We start from the raw sequence: 19771 nt of genomic DNA on the forward strand, positions 1-19771 counted from the left end.
CGCCAATCCCCCCGGACCCGGACGTCGGCGGCCCCTTGCGCCCCACCAGGCGCGTCGCGACCCAGGCGCAGACAGCGGCGGCCACGACCAGCAGCAGGACCCACAGCCACGTGGATGGGCCGGGCGCGGGCTCCCCGCCGGTGGGCGCCCGCGCCCGTGACTGGGCGAGCGCGAGAACGGGGACCAGGAGCGTCAGGTATGGAATCCGGGTGCGCATCTTCGGAAGGTGTCCACCGACGTACGTTCCCGCCCGCAATCCCGAAGGGCCACGCCGGCCGCGTGGACACGGACCGGCCGGTCGGGCGCCCCCCGGCCAGACGGCTTCATCGCGACAGCGCCTCCATGGCCCATACAACTCCCGCTCCCGCCCGAGGCCCGGCCGGGTACAGTGCCGCGCCCATGCCTCGCAAGCCCGACAAGCCGAAGCCGCCGCCGCAGCAGCACAAACGCTGGGAGGGCAAGGAGAAGCCGGACTGGCTGTCGCGCGCGCTGGCCCGCGCGGGCGTCTTTCCCCAGAAGGAAGCGGAGGACGCCATCCGCGCCGGTCGCGTCAGCATCAACGGCCGCGTGGCGAAGATGGCGCTGACGCCCGTGCCGCCGGGCGCCACCGTGAAGGTGGACGGCCTCGTCGTGTCCCTGGAGGCTCCGCCCACGCGGGTGCTGGCCTTCCACAAGCCCGCGGGCCTGCTGTCCTCCACGGAGCGGCAGCACCGCACCGGCACCGTCTTCGAGGCGCTGCTGCCCCAGCTCCCGCCGGAGCTGGCTGGATACACGTGGCACGCCGTGGGCCGCCTGGACGTGGATTCCACGGGCCTGCTGCTCTTCACCAACGACGACAAGCTGGTGGCCCATGCCACGTCCCCGGACGCGCGCCTGCCCAAGCGGTACGTGGCCACCGTCTTCAGCACCGCGAGCGACGAGCGGGTGGAGCCCCTGCGCCGGGGCATGACGCTGGATGATGGCCCCGCCCGCCCCGCGAAGGTGAACGTGCGGGACGAGCACACGGTGGAGGTGACGCTCACTGAAGGCCGGCACCACCAGGTGAAGCGGATGCTCGGCGCCGTGGGCCTGCCCGTGCGCGCGCTGCACCGCGAGGCCGTTGGCGGCGTGGACCTGGAAGGCATCCCCGAAGGCACCTTCCGGCTGCTGACGGACGACGAGGTCCGAGAGGGACTTCGCTACGAGGGGCGTGCGCCCTCGGCTCCCTAGCCGCTTGCATCGCCTTCAAACAACCGGCGGGGTCGCGTACCTTTGCCTCCATGGCGGACTTCGACCTGGTGGTGATTGGCTCCGGCCCGGCGGGTGAGTGGGGCGCGGTACAGGCGGCGCTGGCGGGCAAGCGCGTGGCGGTGGTGGAGCGGGAGCCCGTGCTGGGCGGTACCGCGGCGAACACGGGCACCCTTCCCTCCAAGACGCTGCGCGAGACGGCGCTGCACCTGTCCGGCTTCCGGGCGCGAGGGCTGTACAGCGTGGAGACGACGCTGCGGCACGAGGCCACGGTGTCCGACTTCCTCTTCCGCGAACGGAGGGTGAAGGACATCGAGCGCGAGCGCATTGCCCGCAACCTCCAGCGCCACAAGGTGGAAATCATCCAGGGCACCGGCACGCTCGTGGACGCGAACACCGTCGTCGTGCGGCGCCAGGACTCCCCGGAGCGGCGCCTCACCGGCGGCACCATCCTGGTGGCCACCGGCTCGTCGCCGTACCGGCCGCCGCTGTACCCCTTCGAGGACCCGCGCATCCACGACTCGGACGAGGTGCTGGAGCTCGAAAGGCTGCCGCGCTCGCTGGTGGTGGTGGGCGCCGGCGTCATCGGCTGTGAGTACGCCTGCATGTTCGCCGCCATGGGCATCCCCGTGACGCTGGTGGAGGCGCGCGCGGAGCTGCTGCCCTTCCTGGACGATGAGTTCTCCGCGCTGCTGGGCCAGCGCATGGAGGCGCTCGGCATCCAACTGTGCTTCGGGCAGGTGGTGGAGCAGGTGGACGTGCCGCGGGACGCGGATACCCCCATCCGGATGCTGCTCTCCTCCGGCACCGCGCTGGAGACGGACCAGATCCTGGTCGCCTCCGGCCGCACCGCCAACACGGCGGGCCTGGGGCTGGAGGCCCTGGGCGTGAAGTTGGGCCCGCGCGGCCAGGTGGAGGTGGGCCCCACCTACCAGACGGCCCTGCCCCACATCTATGCCGTGGGGGACGTCATCGGCTTCCCGGCGCTCGCCTCCACGTCCATGGACCAGGCGCGCATCGCCGTGGAGCACGCGTTCGACCTGGGCGGCGTGCGCACCATGGCGCCGGTGCTGCCCTACGGCATCTACACCATCCCCGAAGTGTCGATGGCTGGCGAGACAGAGGAGGCCCTGCGCAAGCTGAACGTGCCCTACGTGGCCGGCCGCGCCGCCTTCGCCACCAACCCGCGCGGACAGATTCTGGGAGACACGCACGGCCTGCTGAAGCTGCTCTTCCACCGGGAGAGCCTCAAGCTGCTGGGCGTGCACGTCATGGGGCCCCAGGCCTCCGAGCTGGTGCACGTGGGCCTCACCGCCCTGCTCACCGGCTCAAGCGCCCGGCTCTTCGTGGAGACGTGCTTCAACTATCCGACGCTGTCGGAGGCCTACAAGGCGGCCACCTTCGACGCGTTGGACCAGCTCAGCGGCTGCCCTTGAGGCTGCCCACCGTGAGGCCCGTGGCGAGAGGGGCCGCTTCATGCAGCTCGTCCGCCGAGCCCCGCGCCAGCCGGGGTGCCTCGGCGGGCGCTTCCCGGGCCGGCGTCGGCGCGGCGGCGCCGCGGCCCCCAGCCCCTCCGAGCAGCTCCTGGATGCGCTGCCAGCGCGCCTTCTCCTCCACCATCAGCCGGGTGAGCTCCGCGCGAGCGGACGCATCCTCCAGATCGGAGGCGGCCGCCGCCACGCGGTCCAGGAACGGCATCAGGTAACCGAAGTCCCTGTCGAAGGCGCTGGGGTTCGAGTTCTTCGCCATTGGCAGCCACGCTAGCCCACTTCACGGAAGGTGGGGGACTTCAGCCGTGATACACCCGCGAGGCGACAATCCGGCCGTCGCGCACCTCAAAGACCTCCGCCACCGGCATGGGGGCCTCCCCCGGCGCATGGCGCAGGTACTCCATGAACACCCGGTCCTCGTCCGCGGTGAGGGCCACCAGCTCATACCGCAGCCCCGGCAACCGGGCGTTGGCCGCCTTCCACCACGCGGACAGGGCCTGCCGCCCTACCAGCCGCCCGCCTGTCTCCGGGTGCAGCACCCGGATTTTGGGTGACGTGTGGGTGGCGTCCTCGGCATAGAGCGCCACCAGCGCGTCCACGTCATAGGCGTTGAAAGCGTCCAGCCAGGCTCGGGCGAGGGAGAAGTTTTTTGTCGCGCTCATCGTTAAAAAACCCCAACTGAAAACGGCATCGAGTGGGTGGAGGTAGGCCCAGGTGGGTCAATTTCCATGCGGATTTGGCTGGAAACTACGTCCTGTGGGAAGTAGAGGCCCCGCCTGCTCTGTTCCGTCAGGCACTTTCATAGAGAAGAAGGACCGGATCGTGGCCGCCAACGCACCCATCGAGAACATTCGAAACATCGGTATCTCCGCCCACATCGACTCGGGCAAGACGACGCTCTCTGAGCGCATCCTGTTCTACACGGGTCGGATTCACGAAATCCACGAGGTCCGCGGCAAGGACGGCGTGGGCGCGGTCATGGACTCGATGGACCTGGAGCGTGAGAAGGGCATCACCATCCAGTCCGCCGCCACGTTCGCGATGTGGGGCGACTACAACATCAACCTCATCGACACCCCGGGACACGTGGACTTCACCATCGAGGTGGAGCGCTCGCTCCGCGTGCTCGACGGCGCCATCCTGGTCCTCTGCTCGGTGGCTGGCGTGCAGTCGCAGTCCATCACCGTGGACCGCCAGATGAAGCGCTACCGCGTCCCGCGCATCGCGTTCGTCAACAAGATGGACCGCTCCGGCGCGAACTATGACCGCGTGGCCGCCCAGCTGAAGGAGAAGCTGAACCACCACCCGGTGCAGATGCAGATGCCCATCGGCGCCGAGGACCGCCTCAAGGGTCTGATCAACCTCATCGAAATGAAGGCGTACTATTTCGATGGCGAGAGCGGCGAGGACATCCGTGAAGAGGAGATCCCCGCGGAGCTGCTCGAAGAGGCCAAGACGCGCCGCCAGCAGATGATCGAAGGCGTGGCCGAGGTCGACGACCAGCTCGGCGAGCTGTTCCTCGCCGACCAGCCCATCTCCAACGAGGCGCTGATCGCCGCCGTCCGCCGGGCCACCATCGGCCTGAAGATGACGCCGGTCATGTGCGGCTCCGCGTACAAGAACAAGGGCGTGCAGCTGCTCCTGAACGCCGTCTGCGCGTTCCTGCCCAACCCCAAAGAGGCAACGAACGAAGCGCTGGACCAGAAGAACAACGAGGCGAAGGTCATCCTCGAGTCCGACCCGGAGAAGCCCTTCGTCGGCCTCGCGTTCAAGCTCGAGGACGGCCGCTACGGGCAGCTGACGTACATGCGCATCTACCAGGGCCGGGTGACGAAGGGCGACTTCATCATCAACCAGTCGAACCAGAAGAAGGTCAAGGTTCCGCGCATCGTCCGCATGCACTCCAGCCAGATGAACGACATCAACGAGGCCACCGCCGGTGACATCGTTGCGCTGTTCGGCATCGAGTGCGCGTCCGGCGACACGTTCACCGATGGCGTGGTGAACTACACGATGACGTCCATGCACGTCCCGGACGCCGTGATTTCGCTCGCCGTGGCCCCCAAGGACCGCTCCGCGCTGGCCAACTTCTCCAAGGCGCTCAACCGCTTCACCAAGGAGGACCCCACCTTCCGCGTGCATCGCGATGAGGAGTCCGGGCAGACCATCATCCGCGGCATGGGTGAGCTCCACCTGGAGATCTACATCGAGCGCATGAAGCGCGAGTACAGCTGTGAGGTCCAGGCCGGTAAGCCGCAGGTGGCGTACCGGGAGACCATCAGCCAGAAGGGCGAGTTCGCGTACACGCACAAGAAGCAGACGGGCGGCTCCGGCCAGTTCGCCCGCGTGTGCGGCTACATCGAGCCGCTGCCCTCGGACGCGGTGCAGCAGTACGAGTTCGTGGACGACATCGTGGGCGGCTCCATCCCCCGCGAGTTCATCCCGGCCTGCGACAAGGGCTTCACCGAGGCCGTGAAGAAGGGCAGCCTCATCGGCTTCCCCGTGGTGGGTGTGCGCGTGGTCATCAACGACGGCGCCTTCCACGCGGTGGACTCGTCCGAAATGGCGTTCAAGACGGCCGCCATCATGGGCTTCCGTGAGGGCTACGCCGCCGCCAAGCCCATCATCCTCGAGCCGATGATGAAGGTGGAGGTCCAGGCTCCCGAGGACTTCCAGGGCTCCGTCGTGGGTCAGCTCAACCAGCGCCGTGGCACCATCCTCTCCACCGAGACGGCCGAGGGCTACGTCACGGCGGTGGCCGAGGTGCCGCTGAACACCATGTTCGGCTACTCCACGGACCTGCGCTCCGCCACCCAGGGCAAGGGCGAGTACACGATGGAGTTCTCCCGCTACACGCCGGTGCCCCGCAACGAGTCCGAGGCCCTGATGGCGGCGTACAAGGAGAAGCTGGCCGCTGAGCAGGCAGCGCGCAAGTAGTCCGCGCATCCGCCGCACTCTGGCGGTAAGGAAGGCGTCCCTCTTCAATGAGGGGCGCCTTTCGCCTTTTCAGGAGTCCGATACCGTGACGCTGCTCCGCGCCGCCAACGTCCAGCTCAGCTTCGGAAGCCGCACCGTCTTCCAGGACCTCACCTTCACCATCGAGGAGGGGGAGCGGGTGGGCCTGGTGGGCGTCAACGGCTCCGGCAAGTCGTCGCTGATGAAGATCCTGGCCGGGGCCGCCCGCGCCGACACGGGCGAGCTCCAGCTGCGCCGCGGCGCCCGCGTCACCTACCTGCCCCAGGAGCCGGTGTTCCCCGAAGGCGCCACGGTGGCCTCCGAGCTGTCCGTGTCCCAGGGGCCGCTGAAGGAGGCGCTGGCCGCCCACGCGGAGCTGGCGAAGCGGATGGAGTCCGCCCCTGCGGAAGAGCAGGAGAAGCTGATGGCGCAGTTCTCCGCGCTCAGCGACCGCATCGAGCAGATGGGCGGCTGGGACACCGAGCACCACGCGAAGACGCTGCTGGACAGGCTGGGCGTGAAGGACTGGGACCGGCCCGTGGCGCAGCTGTCCGGCGGCCTGCGCAAGCGCGTGGCCATCGCCCGGGCCCTGCTGACGCGGCCGGACCTGCTGCTGCTCGACGAGCCCACCAACCACCTGGACGCTGACACCGTGGACTGGCTGGAGGAGGAGCTGGACAAGCTGCCCGGGGCGCTGCTGCTCGTCACGCACGACCGGTACTTCCTGGACGGGCTGGTGGACCGCATCGTCGAAATCCAGCCCGGCGCGGGCGTCACGTCCTACCCCGGTAACTACCAGGCCTACGTGGAGCAGAAGCTGGTGGCGCAGGAGAACGCCGCGCTGGCGCAGCACAAGCGCGAGCGCTGGATTGCCCAGGAAGTGGCGTGGCTGCGCAAGGGCCCGGAGGCCCGCCGCACCAAGAGCAAGGCCCGCATCGAGCGCGCGCAGAAGCTGATGGCGGAGAAGGGCTTCGAGCGCCCCAAGGTGGCGGACCTGCGCGTGGCGGCGGCGCCCCGGCTGGGCCACACCGTCATCGAGGCCGAGGGCGTGAAGAAGTCCTTTGGCGACCGGAAGGTGCTGGACGGAGTGGACTTCCGCCTCCAGCGCGGCGAGCGCGTGGGCCTGGTGGGGCCCAACGGCGTGGGCAAGACGACCTTCCTGCGCGTGCTGTTGGGCGAGGTGGAGCCCGACGGCGGCAAGCTCGTCATCGGGAAGAACACGAAGGTGGCGTACTACGACCAGAGCCGGGCGCAGCTCGACCTGGAGGCCACCGTGTACGAATCGGCCTCGCAGGGCGAGGACTGGGTGGAGCTGGGCGACCAGAAGATTGCCCTGCGCGACTACCTGGACGACCTGCTCTTCCCCGTGCCCATGCAGCGCATGAAGGTGAAGGCGCTGTCGGGCGGCGAGCGCAACCGGCTGCTGCTGGCGCGCCTGTTCCTGGAGGGCGCCAACGTGCTGGTGCTGGACGAGCCCACCAACGACCTGGACATCGTCACCCTCAACATCCTGGAGCGGCTGCTCCTGGACTTCGGGGGCAGCACCCTGCTCGTCACGCACGACCGGTACTTCCTGGACAAGGTGGCCACCAGCATCCTCACCTTCGAAGGCGAAGGCCGCGTCACCCGCTACGAGGGCAACTACGCCATGTACCGGCGGCTGAAGGAGCAGGCGGACGCGAAGGCCGCGGCCCCCGCCACCCCGAAGCCGGGCCCCAAGCAGGATGAGCCCGCGCCCGCGCCCGCGCCCGCCAAGGCCGCGCGCAAGCCCGGGAAGCTCTCCTACAAGGACCAGCGCGAGCTGGACGGCATGGAGGCCACCATCGAGGCCGCCGAGTCGCGCAAGGCCGGCCTGGAGGCCCAACTCGCCGACCCCGCCGTGTACAGCAACGGCTCCAAGGTGGCGGAGGTGCAGAAGGAGCTGGACGCCACCGTCGCCGAGGTGGACCGGCTGTACACGCGCTGGCAGGAGCTGCAGGACCTGGCCGCCGCCAGCGCGTAGGGTCCGCGCGCGGCTGTCCATTCCCAGCCATGTCTGGGAATGAGACTTCACGGAAACACGGGGAGAATCCGGACGGCTGACTCGTCAAGCCAGCAAGTTGTTCGGAACCCCAATACTTGCTGGACGCAAGGGAAGGCGTGCCGCCCTTGCACGGGACTGGCGTGTCGTGAGACTCGTGCGGGACTTCGGGCCGTCGCATTCACGTCGTGTTTCATTGGAGGCGTCGTCTTGCCGTCCCGGCCTGCGCTTGCGCTTGTCTCTGTGTTGTCTTCATTCGCCCTGTTCGTTGGCCCCGCTGAAGCGCGGGCCCAGGGCCGGTCGCTCCCCTCCTTCAACCTCCAGCGTCTGGAATTGGACCCGGCGGCGCTGGGCTCGCTGATGGTGGGCACGGGCCGCACGCTGCCCCAGGGCGCGCTGCGGATGTCGGTCCAGGGGCACTACGAGCAGCTCCCCTTCACCTTCCAACGTCGATGGGAGCCGGGCAGCGGCCGTGGCCTGGTGGAGGACCGCTTCACCATGGACCTGACGGCGGCCTACGGCGTGCTGCCGTGGCTCCAGGTCGCCGCGGAGGTGCCCTTCATCGTCAGCCAGGGGGGCACGCGCTTCCGGGACTTCAACGCCCCGGAAGGTTCGGGAATGGGAACGCCGTGGCTGGGCCTGCGCGCGGCGCTGGTGCGTCAGGACTTCGGCTTCCAGTTGGCGGCGGGCGTGTCAGCCGCGCTCCCGGTGGGCAGCACGGCGCTGCTGGCCCGGGACGACTACGCGGTGCACCCCCGTCTGCAGGTCGGATTCCTGGCGGAGACGTGGCAGGTGGGCGGTGAGGCCGGCGTGCTGGTGCGCAAGAAGCACGAGCTCTTCAGCGTGTCCGGCTTCTCCCAGGACGTCATCGGCAGCGAGCTGCGGCTGGGTGCCACGGTGACGTCTCGGGCCGGGGAGAGCACGCGCGGCGAGGTGAGCGTGGTGGCGGGGCTGCCGCTGCAAGGTGGCCGTCCGGGCGGCGAGTTGCTGCTGGCCATCCGCAAGCACGCGCTGTCCTGGCTGGACCTCTACGTCATGGGCGGGCCGGGCGTGGGCGCCGGCATGGACACGCCCACCTTCCGCTTCATGGCGGGCGCCTCGTTCGCCACCTTCCGGGTGGACTGAAGCGCCCTGCCCCGCCGCGGCGGCCTACTTGGGCATCACTCCGAAGGCCTTCGCCATCGCGATGCCGATGCCCAGCAGGCTCTCACCCGCGATGAAGCCGGAGGACACCGGCAGAACCATGTCCTCCGCCAGCTTCGGCTTCGTGCGGCGCAGCAGCGCGGCGATGGCCGAGCCCAGGAAGAAGGCGATGGAGCTGGAGCCCGGAATCACGATGGCCAGGCCGAAGCCCGCGGGGGACGGCACGTAGGCCTTGGCCTTCGCCGGGGCCCAGCGCTCCAGCAGCACCAGGAAGATGCCCAGCGCCGCGCCGCACAGCGCGCCCATGCGCGCCGAGCCCGGCAGCGCGGCCACGCCCGTGGCGAGCAGCTTCGACACGCCGGCCCACACCATGGAGGCGGGCGCGGGGAACTCCTCCGAGCCCAGCATGCTGGCGTCTGGCACCAGAATCTTGAACACGGGCACCACCACGGCCGCGCCGGCCACCACGCCGAAGAGCTGCGCGACGAACTGCTGGCGCGGATTGGCGCCCAGCAGCCACCCGGACTTGAGGTCCGTCAACAGGTCCGCCGAGTGGAGCCCCACGCCGCCCGTCGCGTTGGCGCTCATGACGTTGGCGGGGATGTTGCCCGGCGCCAGGCCGCCGAAGATGAGCTGCGTGACGGGGCCCAGCGCCTTGGTGGGCGTGGTGTCCGTCTCACCCGTCACCCGGCTGGCGATGACGCCCATGACGACGGCCAGCGGCATGGCCAGCACACCCGCCCACCACGGAATCTGGAACAGGTAGGCCATGAGGAACACGGCCACCGGGCCGAGAATCGCGAAGCCCAGGGGGAACCACGCGGGCGGGCACTCGATGCCGGCCAGCGGGTCGGACTCCTCCTCCTTCGCGTTCTTCCCCTTGAACAGGCCGGACAGCGACTTGAAGGAGCGCGCCACGCTGCGCCACTGGAAGGCGAAGGAGAGCAGGCCCGAGGACACCAGCACCGCCGAGCCCGTCCACACCATCCAGCTGTTGATGGAGCGGTAGGTCACCTCGCCGATGGCGCCCTGGCTCACCATGGCCGGCGCGAGGAAGCCGTAGGTGAGCACGGCGCCCAGCAACATGGACCAGCCCGTGCGAAAGCTCACCAGCGCGCCCGCGCCCACCAGCAGCAGGCTGAACTCGAAGGACAGCGACCACGCCGACGCCTTCTTGCCCAGCATCGTGAAGGGCAGGCTCACCTTCTCAGGGATGTTGGTCAGCCACGTGAAGCGCGCGTCCCGCAGCGCCACCACGAGCGCGCCGATGCCGCCCGCGATGCCCAGGAGCCGCGACTTGCGGCGGGCCACCTCGCCATGGCCGTGCAGCGCGCGGATGGTCTCCGCGGTGGCCGTGCCCGTGGGGAACGGCAGCGCCTCCACGTTGATGAGCTGGCGCTTGATGGGGATGGCCGCGAAGACGCCCAGCGCGGAGATGACGGCGAACCACACCATCAGCCAGCCCGAGGACGGCAGCGTCCCCGTCAGCATCAGCAGCGCGGGCACCGCGGCCATGTTGCCACCGCCCGTCATGTAGCCGGCGGCCGACGCCACCGAGCCCATGGCGTTGTTCTCCAGGTCGGTGAACTCCGTCTTCAGCACCCGAATCGAGCGCAGCGTGCCGAACACCGCGAAGGCCAGGATGCAGGCGGTGATGGTGACGCCCAGGCTCCAGCCCGTCTTGAGGATGACGTACAGGTTGGACAGGCACATCACCGCGCCAATCACCATGCCGGCGATGACGGCGCGCACCGTGAGCTGACGCACCCCACCCTGGTAGACGTGCTCCAGCCAGTAACGTTCCGGATCCTGGGCCGCGGAGGCCCCCGCGTCACCCGGTGAGTCGGACGGTTGGATGCGGAGGCCGCTGGGACTGGGCGTCTGGGAGGGGGACTGGCTCATGGGGGCGGCGAAGATAGTTCACCCCCACGCCCCCCGGCGAGCACCGCGTTTGACGGGGGCCAACCCGGGAGGCTGGCCGCGCCGCGTCAGGAGCCTACGTCAGCCGTGGTCATGCCCGCCCGGCCCGTGGACGTGGCCATGGGAGAGTTCTTCCTGCGTGGCTGCACGCACGCTCTTCACGGTGACGTCGAAGTGCAGCGTCTTGCCGGCCAGCGGGTGGTTGAGGTCCACCACGACGCCGTCATCGCGCACTTCCTGGATGCGCAGCGGGATGTCGCCCTGGTCCGTCTGCGCCATCAGCGACTGGCCGGCCTGCGGCGAGAAGCCAGGCGGCAGCATGTTGCGAGGCACGGTGCGCACGCCCGCCGGGTCGTGCTCGCCGTAGCCCTGGCCGGGCGCCACCACCACCTGCTTGCTCTCGCCGAAGCTCATGCCCTCCAGGGCCCCTTCGAGCCCCGGGACGATCTGCCGGTGCCCGTGCAGGTAGGAGAGCGGCTGGTCGGGCGCGCTCTGGTCGATGACCTGGCCGTCACCCAGGTGCAACCGGTATTCGAGCGAGACGACGGAATCCTTGGCGACCCTCATGCGGGGCTCCTTGCCGATGACTGCGGTGGGACTGCGTTTGCTACGGGGAAGGTGCGGCGGGAAATGCCCGGCGTCAGGAAGCAGTGGGGTCCACGGCTCCCTCTTCGGCCGGGCTGTCGGCCGACTCTCCGCGCGCCACGTAGACGGCGGCGGCAAGGTCGCCTGTGACGTTGAGCGTGGTGCGGCACATGTCCAGGAAGCGGTCCACGCCCAGGATGAGCCCCAGGCCCTCCACCGGAATCTTGAACATGCCCAGAATCATCGCGATGACGGGAATGGAGCCCGCCGGCACGCCCGCGGTGCCGATGCCCGCCAGGATGCAGATGAACATGATGAGCGCCTGGTCGGACAGGCTGAGCGGCACGCCGTAGACCTGGGCGAGGAAGAGCACCGTGACGCCTTCGAAGAGCGCGGTGCCGTTCTGGTTCATGGCCGAGCCGGCGGTGAGCACGAAGCGCGACACGCTGCGCGGCAGCTTGAGGTTCTCCTCCGCCACCTTGAGCGCGGTGGGCAGCGTGGCGCTGGACGACGACGTGGAGAAGGCGGTGACGATGGCCAGCCGGCTGCTGCGGAAGAACTCGATGGGGCTGCGCCCGCCCAGGAAGCGCACCGACAGCGAGTAGACGACGAACATGTGCAGGCCCAGCGCCAGCAACACCGTGCCCATGTAGGAGGCGAGCTGCACGAAGATGCCGAAGCCCAGCCGCGCCGTCATGGCGAACAGCAGCGCGGCTACACCGAAGGGCGCCAGGCTCAGCACACCGTCGATGAGCTTCATCATCACGTCATAGAGGCCCTGGATGGACTCGCGCAGGCGCTGGACGGGCTCGCTCGGCGTGAGCGCCACGCCCATGCCGAAGATGAGCGAGAAGACGATGAGGCCAATGAAGTCTCCATCCGCCGCGGCCTTGATGGGGTTGGTGGGCACCATGGAGACGAGCACCGCGCCGAACGAGGACGCCCCTGGCGCGGCGGCCGCCTGGATGGTCATCCCGCCCTGGGCCAACGCCCGGGCCTCGTCACTCAGGCCCGCGCCGGGCTCCAGCGTGTTGACCAGCACCAGCCCGATGAGGACGGAGATGGAGGACAGGACGACGGTGTAGCCCAGCGTGCGAGCCCCCAGCCGCCCCACCTGCTTGAGGTCCAGCTCCGCCACGGCCACGACGATGGCGGAGAACAGCAGCGGCACCACGAGCATCAGCAGCAGGCGGATGAAGATCTGCCCCACCGGCGAGGCCACGTTGTCCACGACGAAGGCCAGCCAGGGCGCGCCGCCCGCGACGACGTTGGCGACGAGGCCCGCCACCGCGCCGGAGGCAATGCCGACGAGCATCTTCTGGTGCGCTTTCATCGAATCTCCGAGCCCTCCTCGCCGGAGGAGAATGGTCCGCGCCACCGGGCGGCAGGCGAAGATGGCATGCTGTCCTCCTCGTGGAAACCCTCGTTCGACTCACTGAGAACGCCGTGCCCCCCCTGCTCTTCCGCCGCCTGCTGCGACGCTTGGGCGCCGTGGGCACGGAGCGCCTGCGTCAGACCTACCAGACGACCTTCTGGTACGACTTCGGCCCCGCGGCCAACGTGGTGGAGGACATCATCCTCACGCTGCGCCCGCACATCGCCGGCAAACGCCGCGTGGCCGGCGTGGAGTGGTGGCTGTCACGCATGTACCCGACGGACGTGCGCGTGGACTTCCACCAGGACCGCGACGAGAAGCTGGCGCTGCGCACCGGCGAACTGGTGCACCCGCGCATCTCCTCCGTGCTGTTCCTCAACCGGGTGCGCGGCGGCGCGCTGGTGGTGACGCCCGAGCTGCCAGACCCGGCCAATCCGTCCCTGGCTCCCGCGAACCTGGACACCGCCGACCTGGTGACGCCCCGGCCCAACCGGCTGGTGGTGTTCGACGGCACGCTCACGCACGGCGTGCTGGACGCGGACAACCAGATTCCCGACGGGAAGCTGCCCGGAAAGTCCCGGCAGCGCCGCACGCTGGTGATGAACTGGTGGGGCCACCGTCCCACCGACATCCCCGCGTGGGCGGACACGCGCCTCTACCGGGCGCTGGCGCGCTGAGCTTCCTCGCGGGCCGTCTCGCGCAGGCGGTGGGTGACGCGCTCGGCCCACTCCGGCTCGATTTCCAGGCACGCGGGCCGCCGGCCCAGCCGCAGCGCCGCCGACGGCATGGAGCCGCTGCCCGCGAAGGGGTCCAGCACCGTGTCCCCTGGGCGGCTGTACGTGCGCACCAGCGGCTCCAGGACGGAGAAGGGCTTGTGGTGCGGGTGGCCGCCCCAACGCTTCGCTTCGCCTTCATCGTCATAGCCGCCGACCACGGCCCAGACGGTGGGCATATCTCCTGGCGCCAGCGGCGGCGCGGGCGTGCGGGCAATCACGAGCGCGACTTCGTAGACGCGCAGCGTCTGCTCGTTGGCGTTCTTGTCGGTGGTGCGCTTGCCCCAGACGTACTCGCCGCGCAGGTGCGGGTAGCCCAGCCCGCGCGCGGCGGTGAGGATGGGCTCCTTGCCCAGCAGGTTCGTCCAGATGATGAGCGGCGCGTCCGGCGTCAGGTGCGCGGTGGCGCGCGACAGCCAGGCCTCGGAGAAGGCGCGGTAGTCGCGCACCGTCTCGAAGCGGACGATGGGGTTCTGGTCGATCTTCTTGTGCGCGCGCGTGTCTCGCAGGTCCCCGCCCTTGCGCCGCCGGGTGAGCAGGCAGTACGGCGGGTCCGTGTGGAGCAACGCGGCGCGGGTGTCGCCCAACGCTGCGCGGTAGCCCGCCGGCTCGCGGGAATCGGCGTTGATGCAGCGAAGGGACTCGGGCGGGGGAATGGAGGTCATCGGCCTGAGCGGCACCCTACACGGCGGGGCGCGAGGCTCAAGTGGCGCGCTCACCGCGCCTGAAAACCCTCCAACTTCAAGGTCCGCTTGCGGCCCTCGTCCCACAGCTCGAGCGTGTACCGGCCGGCGTCCGCGGCCTCCGGCTCCTCCAGGACGATGATGATGGGCGCGCTGCCATCGGCGTCCAAGGGCCCTCCCTGCCAGGGAGGGAGCGTCCGCATCCGGTTGCCCTGGGCGTCGGTGAGCGCCGCGCCGGCCGCGATCCATCCCTTCCCAGCCTCCGAGGGCAACAATGAAAGCCGCAGCGCGGCCCACCCGGGGGACAGACGGACGAGGCTGGCGCGGCGGACGACGAGGTCACCCGTCACCTTCCGGGGCGCCCAGCGACTGAACATGACGGTGCTCTCGTCGCGGATGTCCGCCACCAGGGACTCGCGCGTGTACTCCCCTCCCGTGCGGGAGCGCTGGAGCTGCTGCACCTGGCGCTCCAGCCGGAGCATCCCCGCACGGAGTTCCTCCACCTCCTGCCGGTAGGACGCGGCGGACCGGGCATGGCGGTAGATCTCCACCTGGCGCTCCGGCCGCATGGCATCCACGACGAGGTCCAACACGGCCCGATCCGGCACGGCGCCATCATGGAACCGGACCTCCAGCCGCAGCCGCTCCCCCTCCCGGAACGTGGGCGAGGGCACCAGCACGAGGTGGTCCTCCGTCACGCCGAAGCGCTGGAACCGCTCACGGCCTTCGAGCGCCAGTTGCTCCGGACGGATGCGCGCATCGAAGAACAGGGTGGTGGACAGACCGGGACTGATGCGGACCTCCGGCGGCGTGGCCAGACCTCCCGCCTGCACGTCGATTCGCCGCACCACGGCGGCCCCCGCAGGCGCGTCCACCGCCGCGGACTCCGCCAGGGTGGCCCACAACAAGCCCCACGCGAGCACGATGAAAGTGGGCGAACCAGTCAAGGCCGAGCAACCTCCAGCAAGGACGCCTCCACACCATGACAGGTGGAGGGCTACCTGCGCGTCCCCATTTCTCCGAGAACCTGGGAGATCGCCAGGTTGACGCCCGGAAACATCATCGGTCTGCCGGGAGTACTGGAAGGGTCATACTCCATCCCCACGGCTTCCCGGGCGGGGCTGTCCACGATGTTGGCGCAGATGGGGATGCGCCGGCCGTCCGGGTACTCCACCTCCGTGAACCACCCGTAGATGGCCGTCTTCCCGTGGTACACCGTCCCATAGAAGCGGCTCCCCTTCGGGAGGCGGCCGCTCCAAGCGCTCAGGACCTCGTCGATGGCATAGAGGGTGATGGGCTCTCCGTCTGGCGGCACGGGCACCGGACGCACGGAAACCTTGGGCGTCATGGAGAGCGTCAAGTCGTTGCCAATCATCTTGGGCGGGTGGAAGCCCAGCTTCGCCATGGAGTCCAACACCTCCGTCGGGCACTGGATGCGAGGCGGCATGTCCCGCACCTGGGGCCCGCTGGCGCACGCGGCCGTGAGGCAGGCCACGGCGGCGGCCTTGCCCAGCGCGCTTCCTGGCGACGGGCGCTTCTTCAACGGTGACGCGTGGGCTGCTTCCCCCTCCGCGCCGGAGGAAGCCACCTGCGCGGACACTTCGTCCTGCGCGTCCGTGTCGTGGACCGCGCCCGCGTCCGGAGAGGACGGCACCGCCTCTAGGAGGGGCATCTCGGAGGGATTCGAAGAACGACTCGTCACTGCGGGACTTCCTTTCTCATTGGGAACAGGCGGGGCAGGAGCCAGGGCTCCCGCGATGGGCATCGCGAGGCGGCTCACCCCGAACACCACCAACCCCACGCCCAGCAGGGCGGCCACCCCCCACCCCATGGCGGCTCGCCGCCTCGAACGCGGTGCTGGCGGCGCGGGCGTCTCCGCCACGGGCGCCGCCGATGCGGGCACGGCGGGCGCCTCGACCGCGGGCACTCCGGGTGGCTCGGAGGGAGTGACGGGCGCATTCGCATCCGCCACGGGCGCATCCCGGGGCTCCGGATTGAGGGGCAGCACCGCGGCGACCTCGGACGACTCCCGAGAACGGACGGACCGCGAGGACGTGGAGGCGTCGGGCACCATGCGCACCCGCGGCGCCTCCGCTTCGGCGCCCTCGGGCGGACGGTCCAACGACACCTTCCAGGCGGGCTGCCGCTTCTCCTTGGCCACGTCCCAGAGGGCCTGAAGCAGGGCCTCCGCGTTGGCGTAGCGGTCCTCGGGGCGCTTCGCGAGCAGCCGCAGGGCGATATCGCCCAGGGCGCGCGGCACCTTCGGGTTGACGACGTGGGGCGCGCGCGGCGTCACCGTTTCGATGGCCGGCAGCAGGCGGTCATACGGAAGCTTCGGGTCGAACGCGTAGCCATCCGTGAGCGCCTCGTACAACAACGCGCCCAGCGCGTAGAGGTCCCCGGGAACGCCCGCGTCGAAGTTGGCCCCCTGCTGCCAGGTGCCCTCACGCAGGAAGGCGACGCATTCGGGCGGCAGCAGGTGAGGCGCGGCGGGCGCCACGCCCACCGTCAGCGTCGTGGCCCCGGGCAGCCGCACCGTGCCCAGGTCGATGAGGATGGGGCGCTCGTCCTCGCGGCGGATGAGGACGTTGTCGCCCTTCATGTCCCGGTGGTGTACGCCCCGGCGGTGCAGGTCCGCCACCACGCGCACCAGCTCCGTGAAGACGGTCAGCAGGTGCGCCGCCGTGGGCTTCACCCGCCAGCGCCACTCATGGAACGTCTCGCCATCGACGTAGTCGGTGACGAAGTACAGGTAGCCGTCGGGAGGCTCGGGCCAGCGGTCCACGGCGTGCAGTGCCGGGAGGTTCGGATGGGGAGCGCAGGCCAACAGCGCCGCGACCTCGTGCGCCAGCCGACCGTTGATGTCCTCTTCCTCCGCCGCGTGGAGTCCCGCCGGGCGAAGCGCCATCTTCAGCGAGTAGTGGCGGCCCGCCCGCTCCACCTGGAAGACCCGGCCGAAGCCCCCCGAGCCCAGCGACGCCACCACGCGCCAGGGGCCGACCTCGCTGCCCGGGACGAGTTGATCCGGATGGAAGGGAGGCGACCTCACGGCCACGGCCACTGCCCTCCTCCCGCCCCACCCGCGACGTCACGCGCGGGACACACGGCCCGTGGCGGCGCCATTCGCGCGAAAGACTCGGTAACCACCCAAGGAGCGGGGCTGAACAAGGGCAACCTCCAGGGTTGACCCTATCCTTTTCCCCGGGGATGTCACGTTTTCACTTACCCGCGAGGTAAGTCCGCTGCTCAGGAGGACCCAACGCCCTCCGTCGGGTCCACCGCCTCGGCGGCGTCCGCCCAGGCACCGCGCAGCCGGGCCTCGGCGGCCAGCGCTTCGTCCCAGGACGGGCCGTCCGGCAGCAGGCGCGCCGAATGCGCCAGGACGAGCCGCTCCAGCGCGAGCTCCCCACACAGCCGCCGCAGCCCCACCGCGTCCAATCCCAGGCGCGCGAGGTGGGCCTCACGGCGCGAGGCGGGCACGCGCTGGGCCTGCCACCAACGGGCCTCTTCCTCAGCCACCTCGGCATCGGAGACGCCCAGTCCCAGGGTGCGCGCCCAGCCCGCGAGCAGCGCCCGCCGCAACCCCGCCTCGGCCAGCGCCGGCGCGTTCGGGGACTCACGAAGGACGTCCAGCACCTGCCCCGAGGACACGGTCCCCGCCTGCGTCGCCGTCACGTCATCCACCAGTCGCCGACGCCGGACCAGGGATGACGGCTCGCGCGGAGCGCCGTGCGGCGCGGGCGCCCCCGAGGCCACCCACTCCGCCGCCGTCCGGAGGCACGCGAGCGCGTCCTGTCGCTTCAGGTCCTCCGCGCCGCGCGGAAACCACGCGTCCCACGCGGCCCGGGTGGACGCGGACCAGCGAGGTGCCACGACCCCCAGCACCCGCGCCCACGTCCGCTCCTGGTAGAAGACGGACTGGCCGGCGTCGACGAGCGCCCGGGCCGCATCGCGCGTCAGCACCCGGGCCTGGGCCGCGCATGCCGCCGCGTGCCGGACGTTGACCAGGGGCACCGTGAGCGGGCGCCAGCCGTGCTCACCGTCCGCGTGCAGCAGCGCCACCTCCGAGTCGTCCACCACGTCGCCGTCGCGGTACCACTCGAAGATGCGCCCCACGCCCACCACGCCGTGCGGCGCCAGCTCCGCCGCACGCAGGGCGCCCATGCTGCCGCCTCCGAAGACGGCCACGCCCGCCTCCAGCGCCGCCAGCAGCTCGTGGTGCCACACTGAAGGCTGTGCCTCGAAGACGCCATCCACCAGGGCGATGGCCCGGGGCCGCAGCCGCAGCGCGCGCCACACGTCACCCTGGCGCGCGGGGGGCAGCACCGTGCAGGGAGCCAGTCGCTTCGCTTCAGCCTCTGGAAGCGAGGGCCCCAGGAACACCACGAGATTGTCCGCGCGCCGCTTCATAGGAGCTCCGAGATGCGCATGCCCGGCACCACCACCTTCTGCACGTGAAGGCCCTCGACCGGTGACGACATCGCCACCGCCGCCGCCCGCGTGAAGCCCGCTCGCTGGAGCTGCGCCAGCACCTGACGCACCTGCCCCGCCGCGGCGCCCTTCGCCTTCGCCCCCAGGTCCGGCATGTCCGCGGCGCGCCGCCGTGGACGGACCTGGGCACAGGCCTCCGCGAAGCCTCGCGCCGCCTCCCGGTCCGCGGCGGCCACGTCCTCGCGAGCGCCGTGGATGTCCGTCAGCCGCGACTGCGCCGCCTCCAGCAAGGCCTTCAGCAACGCCGCCTCGCGCGTCAACGCGCACGCATAACCCGCGGTGAGCGGCACCGGGCCCTCTTCCAGGTCCACCAGCACCGCCGCGCCCACCGGCAGCCCCACCGCGCCCGGCGTGCGCGCGGCGGGCGTGGCGTCGAAGAGGTACACACCAAAGCCCCGCTCACGCAGCGGTCCAGCCAGGGCCTCCACGGCGGGAGCGAGCTCGAGCAGTTCGGGCGTTCGCAGCAACCGCCGCTGGACGACCGCTTCCGTCCACCCCTCCGGCATCATCCGCGCGAGCTGGTCCCGCTCCGTGGCCTCCAGCAGCGCGTGCAGCAGGGCACGCCCCGCGTCCGGATGCGCGCCGGAGCCGTTGCTCGTCCACGCCACCGCCACCGGGCCCAACGCGGGGCTCCCGGCGGGAGGCACGTGCAGGCCCTGCGCGGGCACCCACACCGGCTCACCGGAGTACAGCTCCCGCGCCTCGAGCCAGGCACAGCGCACGTGCGGGCTCCACAAGCGCGGCGCCACCAGCACCCCCGCCGAGCCCAATTCGTCCGCGCCCCACAGCGCGCCCAGGTGGCCATCCAGCTCCGCTCGCGAGCCCCACACGAAGGCGTCCGGCACCACCGTCTCCGCCGCCCACAACTCCGCCGTCTCCAGCAGCGCGCCCCAGGCCGCGTCGTCGTAGGAGAGGCCCTTGCCGTTGCACACCTGGAGGACGTGGCCGCCTGGCCGCACCGCGCACGCCACCTCCACGCCGGTCCGGTCCAACCCGGTGACACGCGCCACCCGCGTCACGCCCATGGCCTGGGCCAATCGTTGTTGAAACCGCCGCGAAAACAGCTCGTCCTTGGGAGCCCGCACGGGCGCGGACCTTAGCCTGAACGC

The 19771-nt window shown here is 70.5% G+C and carries 17 protein-coding genes; 6 read left to right on the forward strand and 11 right to left on the reverse strand.

Annotated elements, in window-relative coordinates:
• Positions 1–217: hypothetical protein (locus tag F8M74_RS37570; RefSeq protein ID WP_141256961.1), on the reverse strand; the 217-nt coding region annotated here is incomplete at its 3' end.
• 182 nt (positions 218–399) lie between these two features.
• On the opposite strand from F8M74_RS37570, the gene F8M74_RS32510 reads away from it, so the two are divergent.
• Both F8M74_RS32510 and sthA read left to right on the forward strand, forming a co-directional pair.
• Entirely contained in the window at positions 400–1209 is an 810-nt protein-coding gene (locus F8M74_RS32510) for a pseudouridine synthase (RefSeq protein WP_141256962.1), read from the forward strand.
• Between the two features lie 50 nt (positions 1210–1259).
• Positions 1260–2663: a Si-specific NAD(P)(+) transhydrogenase gene (sthA, locus tag F8M74_RS32515; protein WP_141256963.1), complete on the forward strand. Its 1404-nt coding sequence runs from the start codon at positions 1260–1262 to the stop codon at positions 2661–2663.
• Here sthA and encD read toward each other — a convergent pair.
• Entirely contained in the window at positions 2647–2976 is a 330-nt protein-coding gene (gene encD / locus F8M74_RS32520) for an encapsulin nanocompartment cargo protein EncD (protein ID WP_141256964.1), read from the reverse strand. The two genes, sthA and encD, sit on opposite strands and share 17 nt — an antisense overlap.
• Before the next feature lie 40 nt (positions 2977–3016).
• Entirely contained in the window at positions 3017–3379 is a 363-nt protein-coding gene (locus F8M74_RS32525; protein ID WP_011552484.1) for a nuclear transport factor 2 family protein, read from the reverse strand.
• 160 nt (positions 3380–3539) lie between these two features.
• On the opposite strand from F8M74_RS32525, the gene fusA reads away from it, so the two are divergent.
• From fusA to F8M74_RS32540, 3 genes are all read left to right on the forward strand, one after another.
• Positions 3540–5654, forward strand: a complete 2115-nt coding sequence (fusA, locus tag F8M74_RS32530) for an elongation factor G (protein WP_141256965.1) — start codon at positions 3540–3542, stop codon at positions 5652–5654.
• Between the two features lie 85 nt (positions 5655–5739).
• Positions 5740–7674 (forward strand): ABC-F family ATP-binding cassette domain-containing protein, encoded by a 1935-nt coding sequence (locus tag F8M74_RS32535; protein ID WP_141256966.1) that lies wholly within the window; start codon positions 5740–5742, stop codon positions 7672–7674.
• A 261-nt stretch (positions 7675–7935) separates the two neighbouring features.
• On the forward strand, positions 7936–8817 hold the full coding sequence (locus tag F8M74_RS32540; protein WP_228560643.1) for a flagellar motor protein MotB: 882 nt from the start codon (positions 7936–7938) through the stop codon (positions 8815–8817).
• A gap of 24 nt (positions 8818–8841) precedes the next feature.
• Here the strand turns inward: F8M74_RS32540 and F8M74_RS32545 are convergent, their stop codons facing one another.
• The 3 genes from F8M74_RS32545 to F8M74_RS32555 form a co-directional block, all read right to left on the reverse strand.
• Positions 8842–10737, reverse strand: coding sequence for an OPT family oligopeptide transporter (locus tag F8M74_RS32545; protein WP_141256967.1), 1896 nt, complete (start codon positions 10735–10737; stop codon positions 8842–8844).
• Between the two features lie 99 nt (positions 10738–10836).
• Entirely contained in the window at positions 10837–11322 is a 486-nt protein-coding gene (locus tag F8M74_RS32550; protein WP_141256968.1) for a peptidylprolyl isomerase, read from the reverse strand.
• A gap of 73 nt (positions 11323–11395) precedes the next feature.
• Positions 11396–12673: a dicarboxylate/amino acid:cation symporter gene (locus F8M74_RS32555; RefSeq protein ID WP_141256969.1), complete on the reverse strand. Its 1278-nt coding sequence runs from the start codon at positions 12671–12673 to the stop codon at positions 11396–11398.
• An 80-nt stretch (positions 12674–12753) separates the two neighbouring features.
• Between F8M74_RS32555 and F8M74_RS32560 the strand changes: the two genes are divergently transcribed.
• Complete coding sequence (locus F8M74_RS32560; RefSeq protein ID WP_140789746.1) at positions 12754–13392, forward strand: 2OG-Fe(II) oxygenase; 639 nt, start codon at positions 12754–12756, stop codon at positions 13390–13392.
• Here the strand turns inward: F8M74_RS32560 and F8M74_RS32565 are convergent.
• The 5 genes from F8M74_RS32565 to F8M74_RS32585 all read right to left on the reverse strand — a co-directional run bounded on the left by F8M74_RS32565 (position 13371) and on the right by F8M74_RS32585 (position 19747).
• Positions 13371–14153: a DNA methyltransferase gene (locus F8M74_RS32565; protein ID WP_141256970.1), complete on the reverse strand. Its 783-nt coding sequence runs from the start codon at positions 14151–14153 to the stop codon at positions 13371–13373. The two genes, F8M74_RS32560 and F8M74_RS32565, sit on opposite strands and share 22 nt — an antisense overlap.
• Before the next feature lie 50 nt (positions 14154–14203).
• Positions 14204–15118 carry a DUF2381 family protein gene (locus tag F8M74_RS32570; RefSeq protein ID WP_141256971.1) on the reverse strand — a complete coding sequence of 305 codons (915 nt, stop codon included), beginning with the start codon at positions 15116–15118 and terminating at the stop codon, positions 14204–14206.
• Positions 15119–15168: 50 nt separating this feature from the next.
• On the reverse strand, positions 15169–17226 hold the full coding sequence (locus F8M74_RS32575) for a serine/threonine-protein kinase (RefSeq protein ID WP_228560641.1): 2058 nt from the start codon (positions 17224–17226) through the stop codon (positions 15169–15171).
• 191 nt (positions 17227–17417) lie between these two features.
• Positions 17418–18581, reverse strand: a complete 1164-nt coding sequence (locus F8M74_RS32580; RefSeq protein ID WP_141256973.1) for a TfuA-like protein — start codon at positions 18579–18581, stop codon at positions 17418–17420.
• Complete coding sequence (locus F8M74_RS32585) at positions 18578–19747, reverse strand: YcaO-like family protein (RefSeq protein ID WP_141256974.1); 1170 nt, start codon at positions 19745–19747, stop codon at positions 18578–18580. Before F8M74_RS32585 ends, F8M74_RS32580 begins: the two co-directional genes overlap by 4 nt.
• Between the last annotated feature and the right edge of the window lie 24 nt (positions 19748–19771).

The sequence above is a fragment of the Myxococcus sp. CA023 genome (assembly GCF_010998615.1).
Classification (GTDB): Bacteria; Myxococcota; Myxococcia; order Myxococcales; family Myxococcaceae; genus Myxococcus.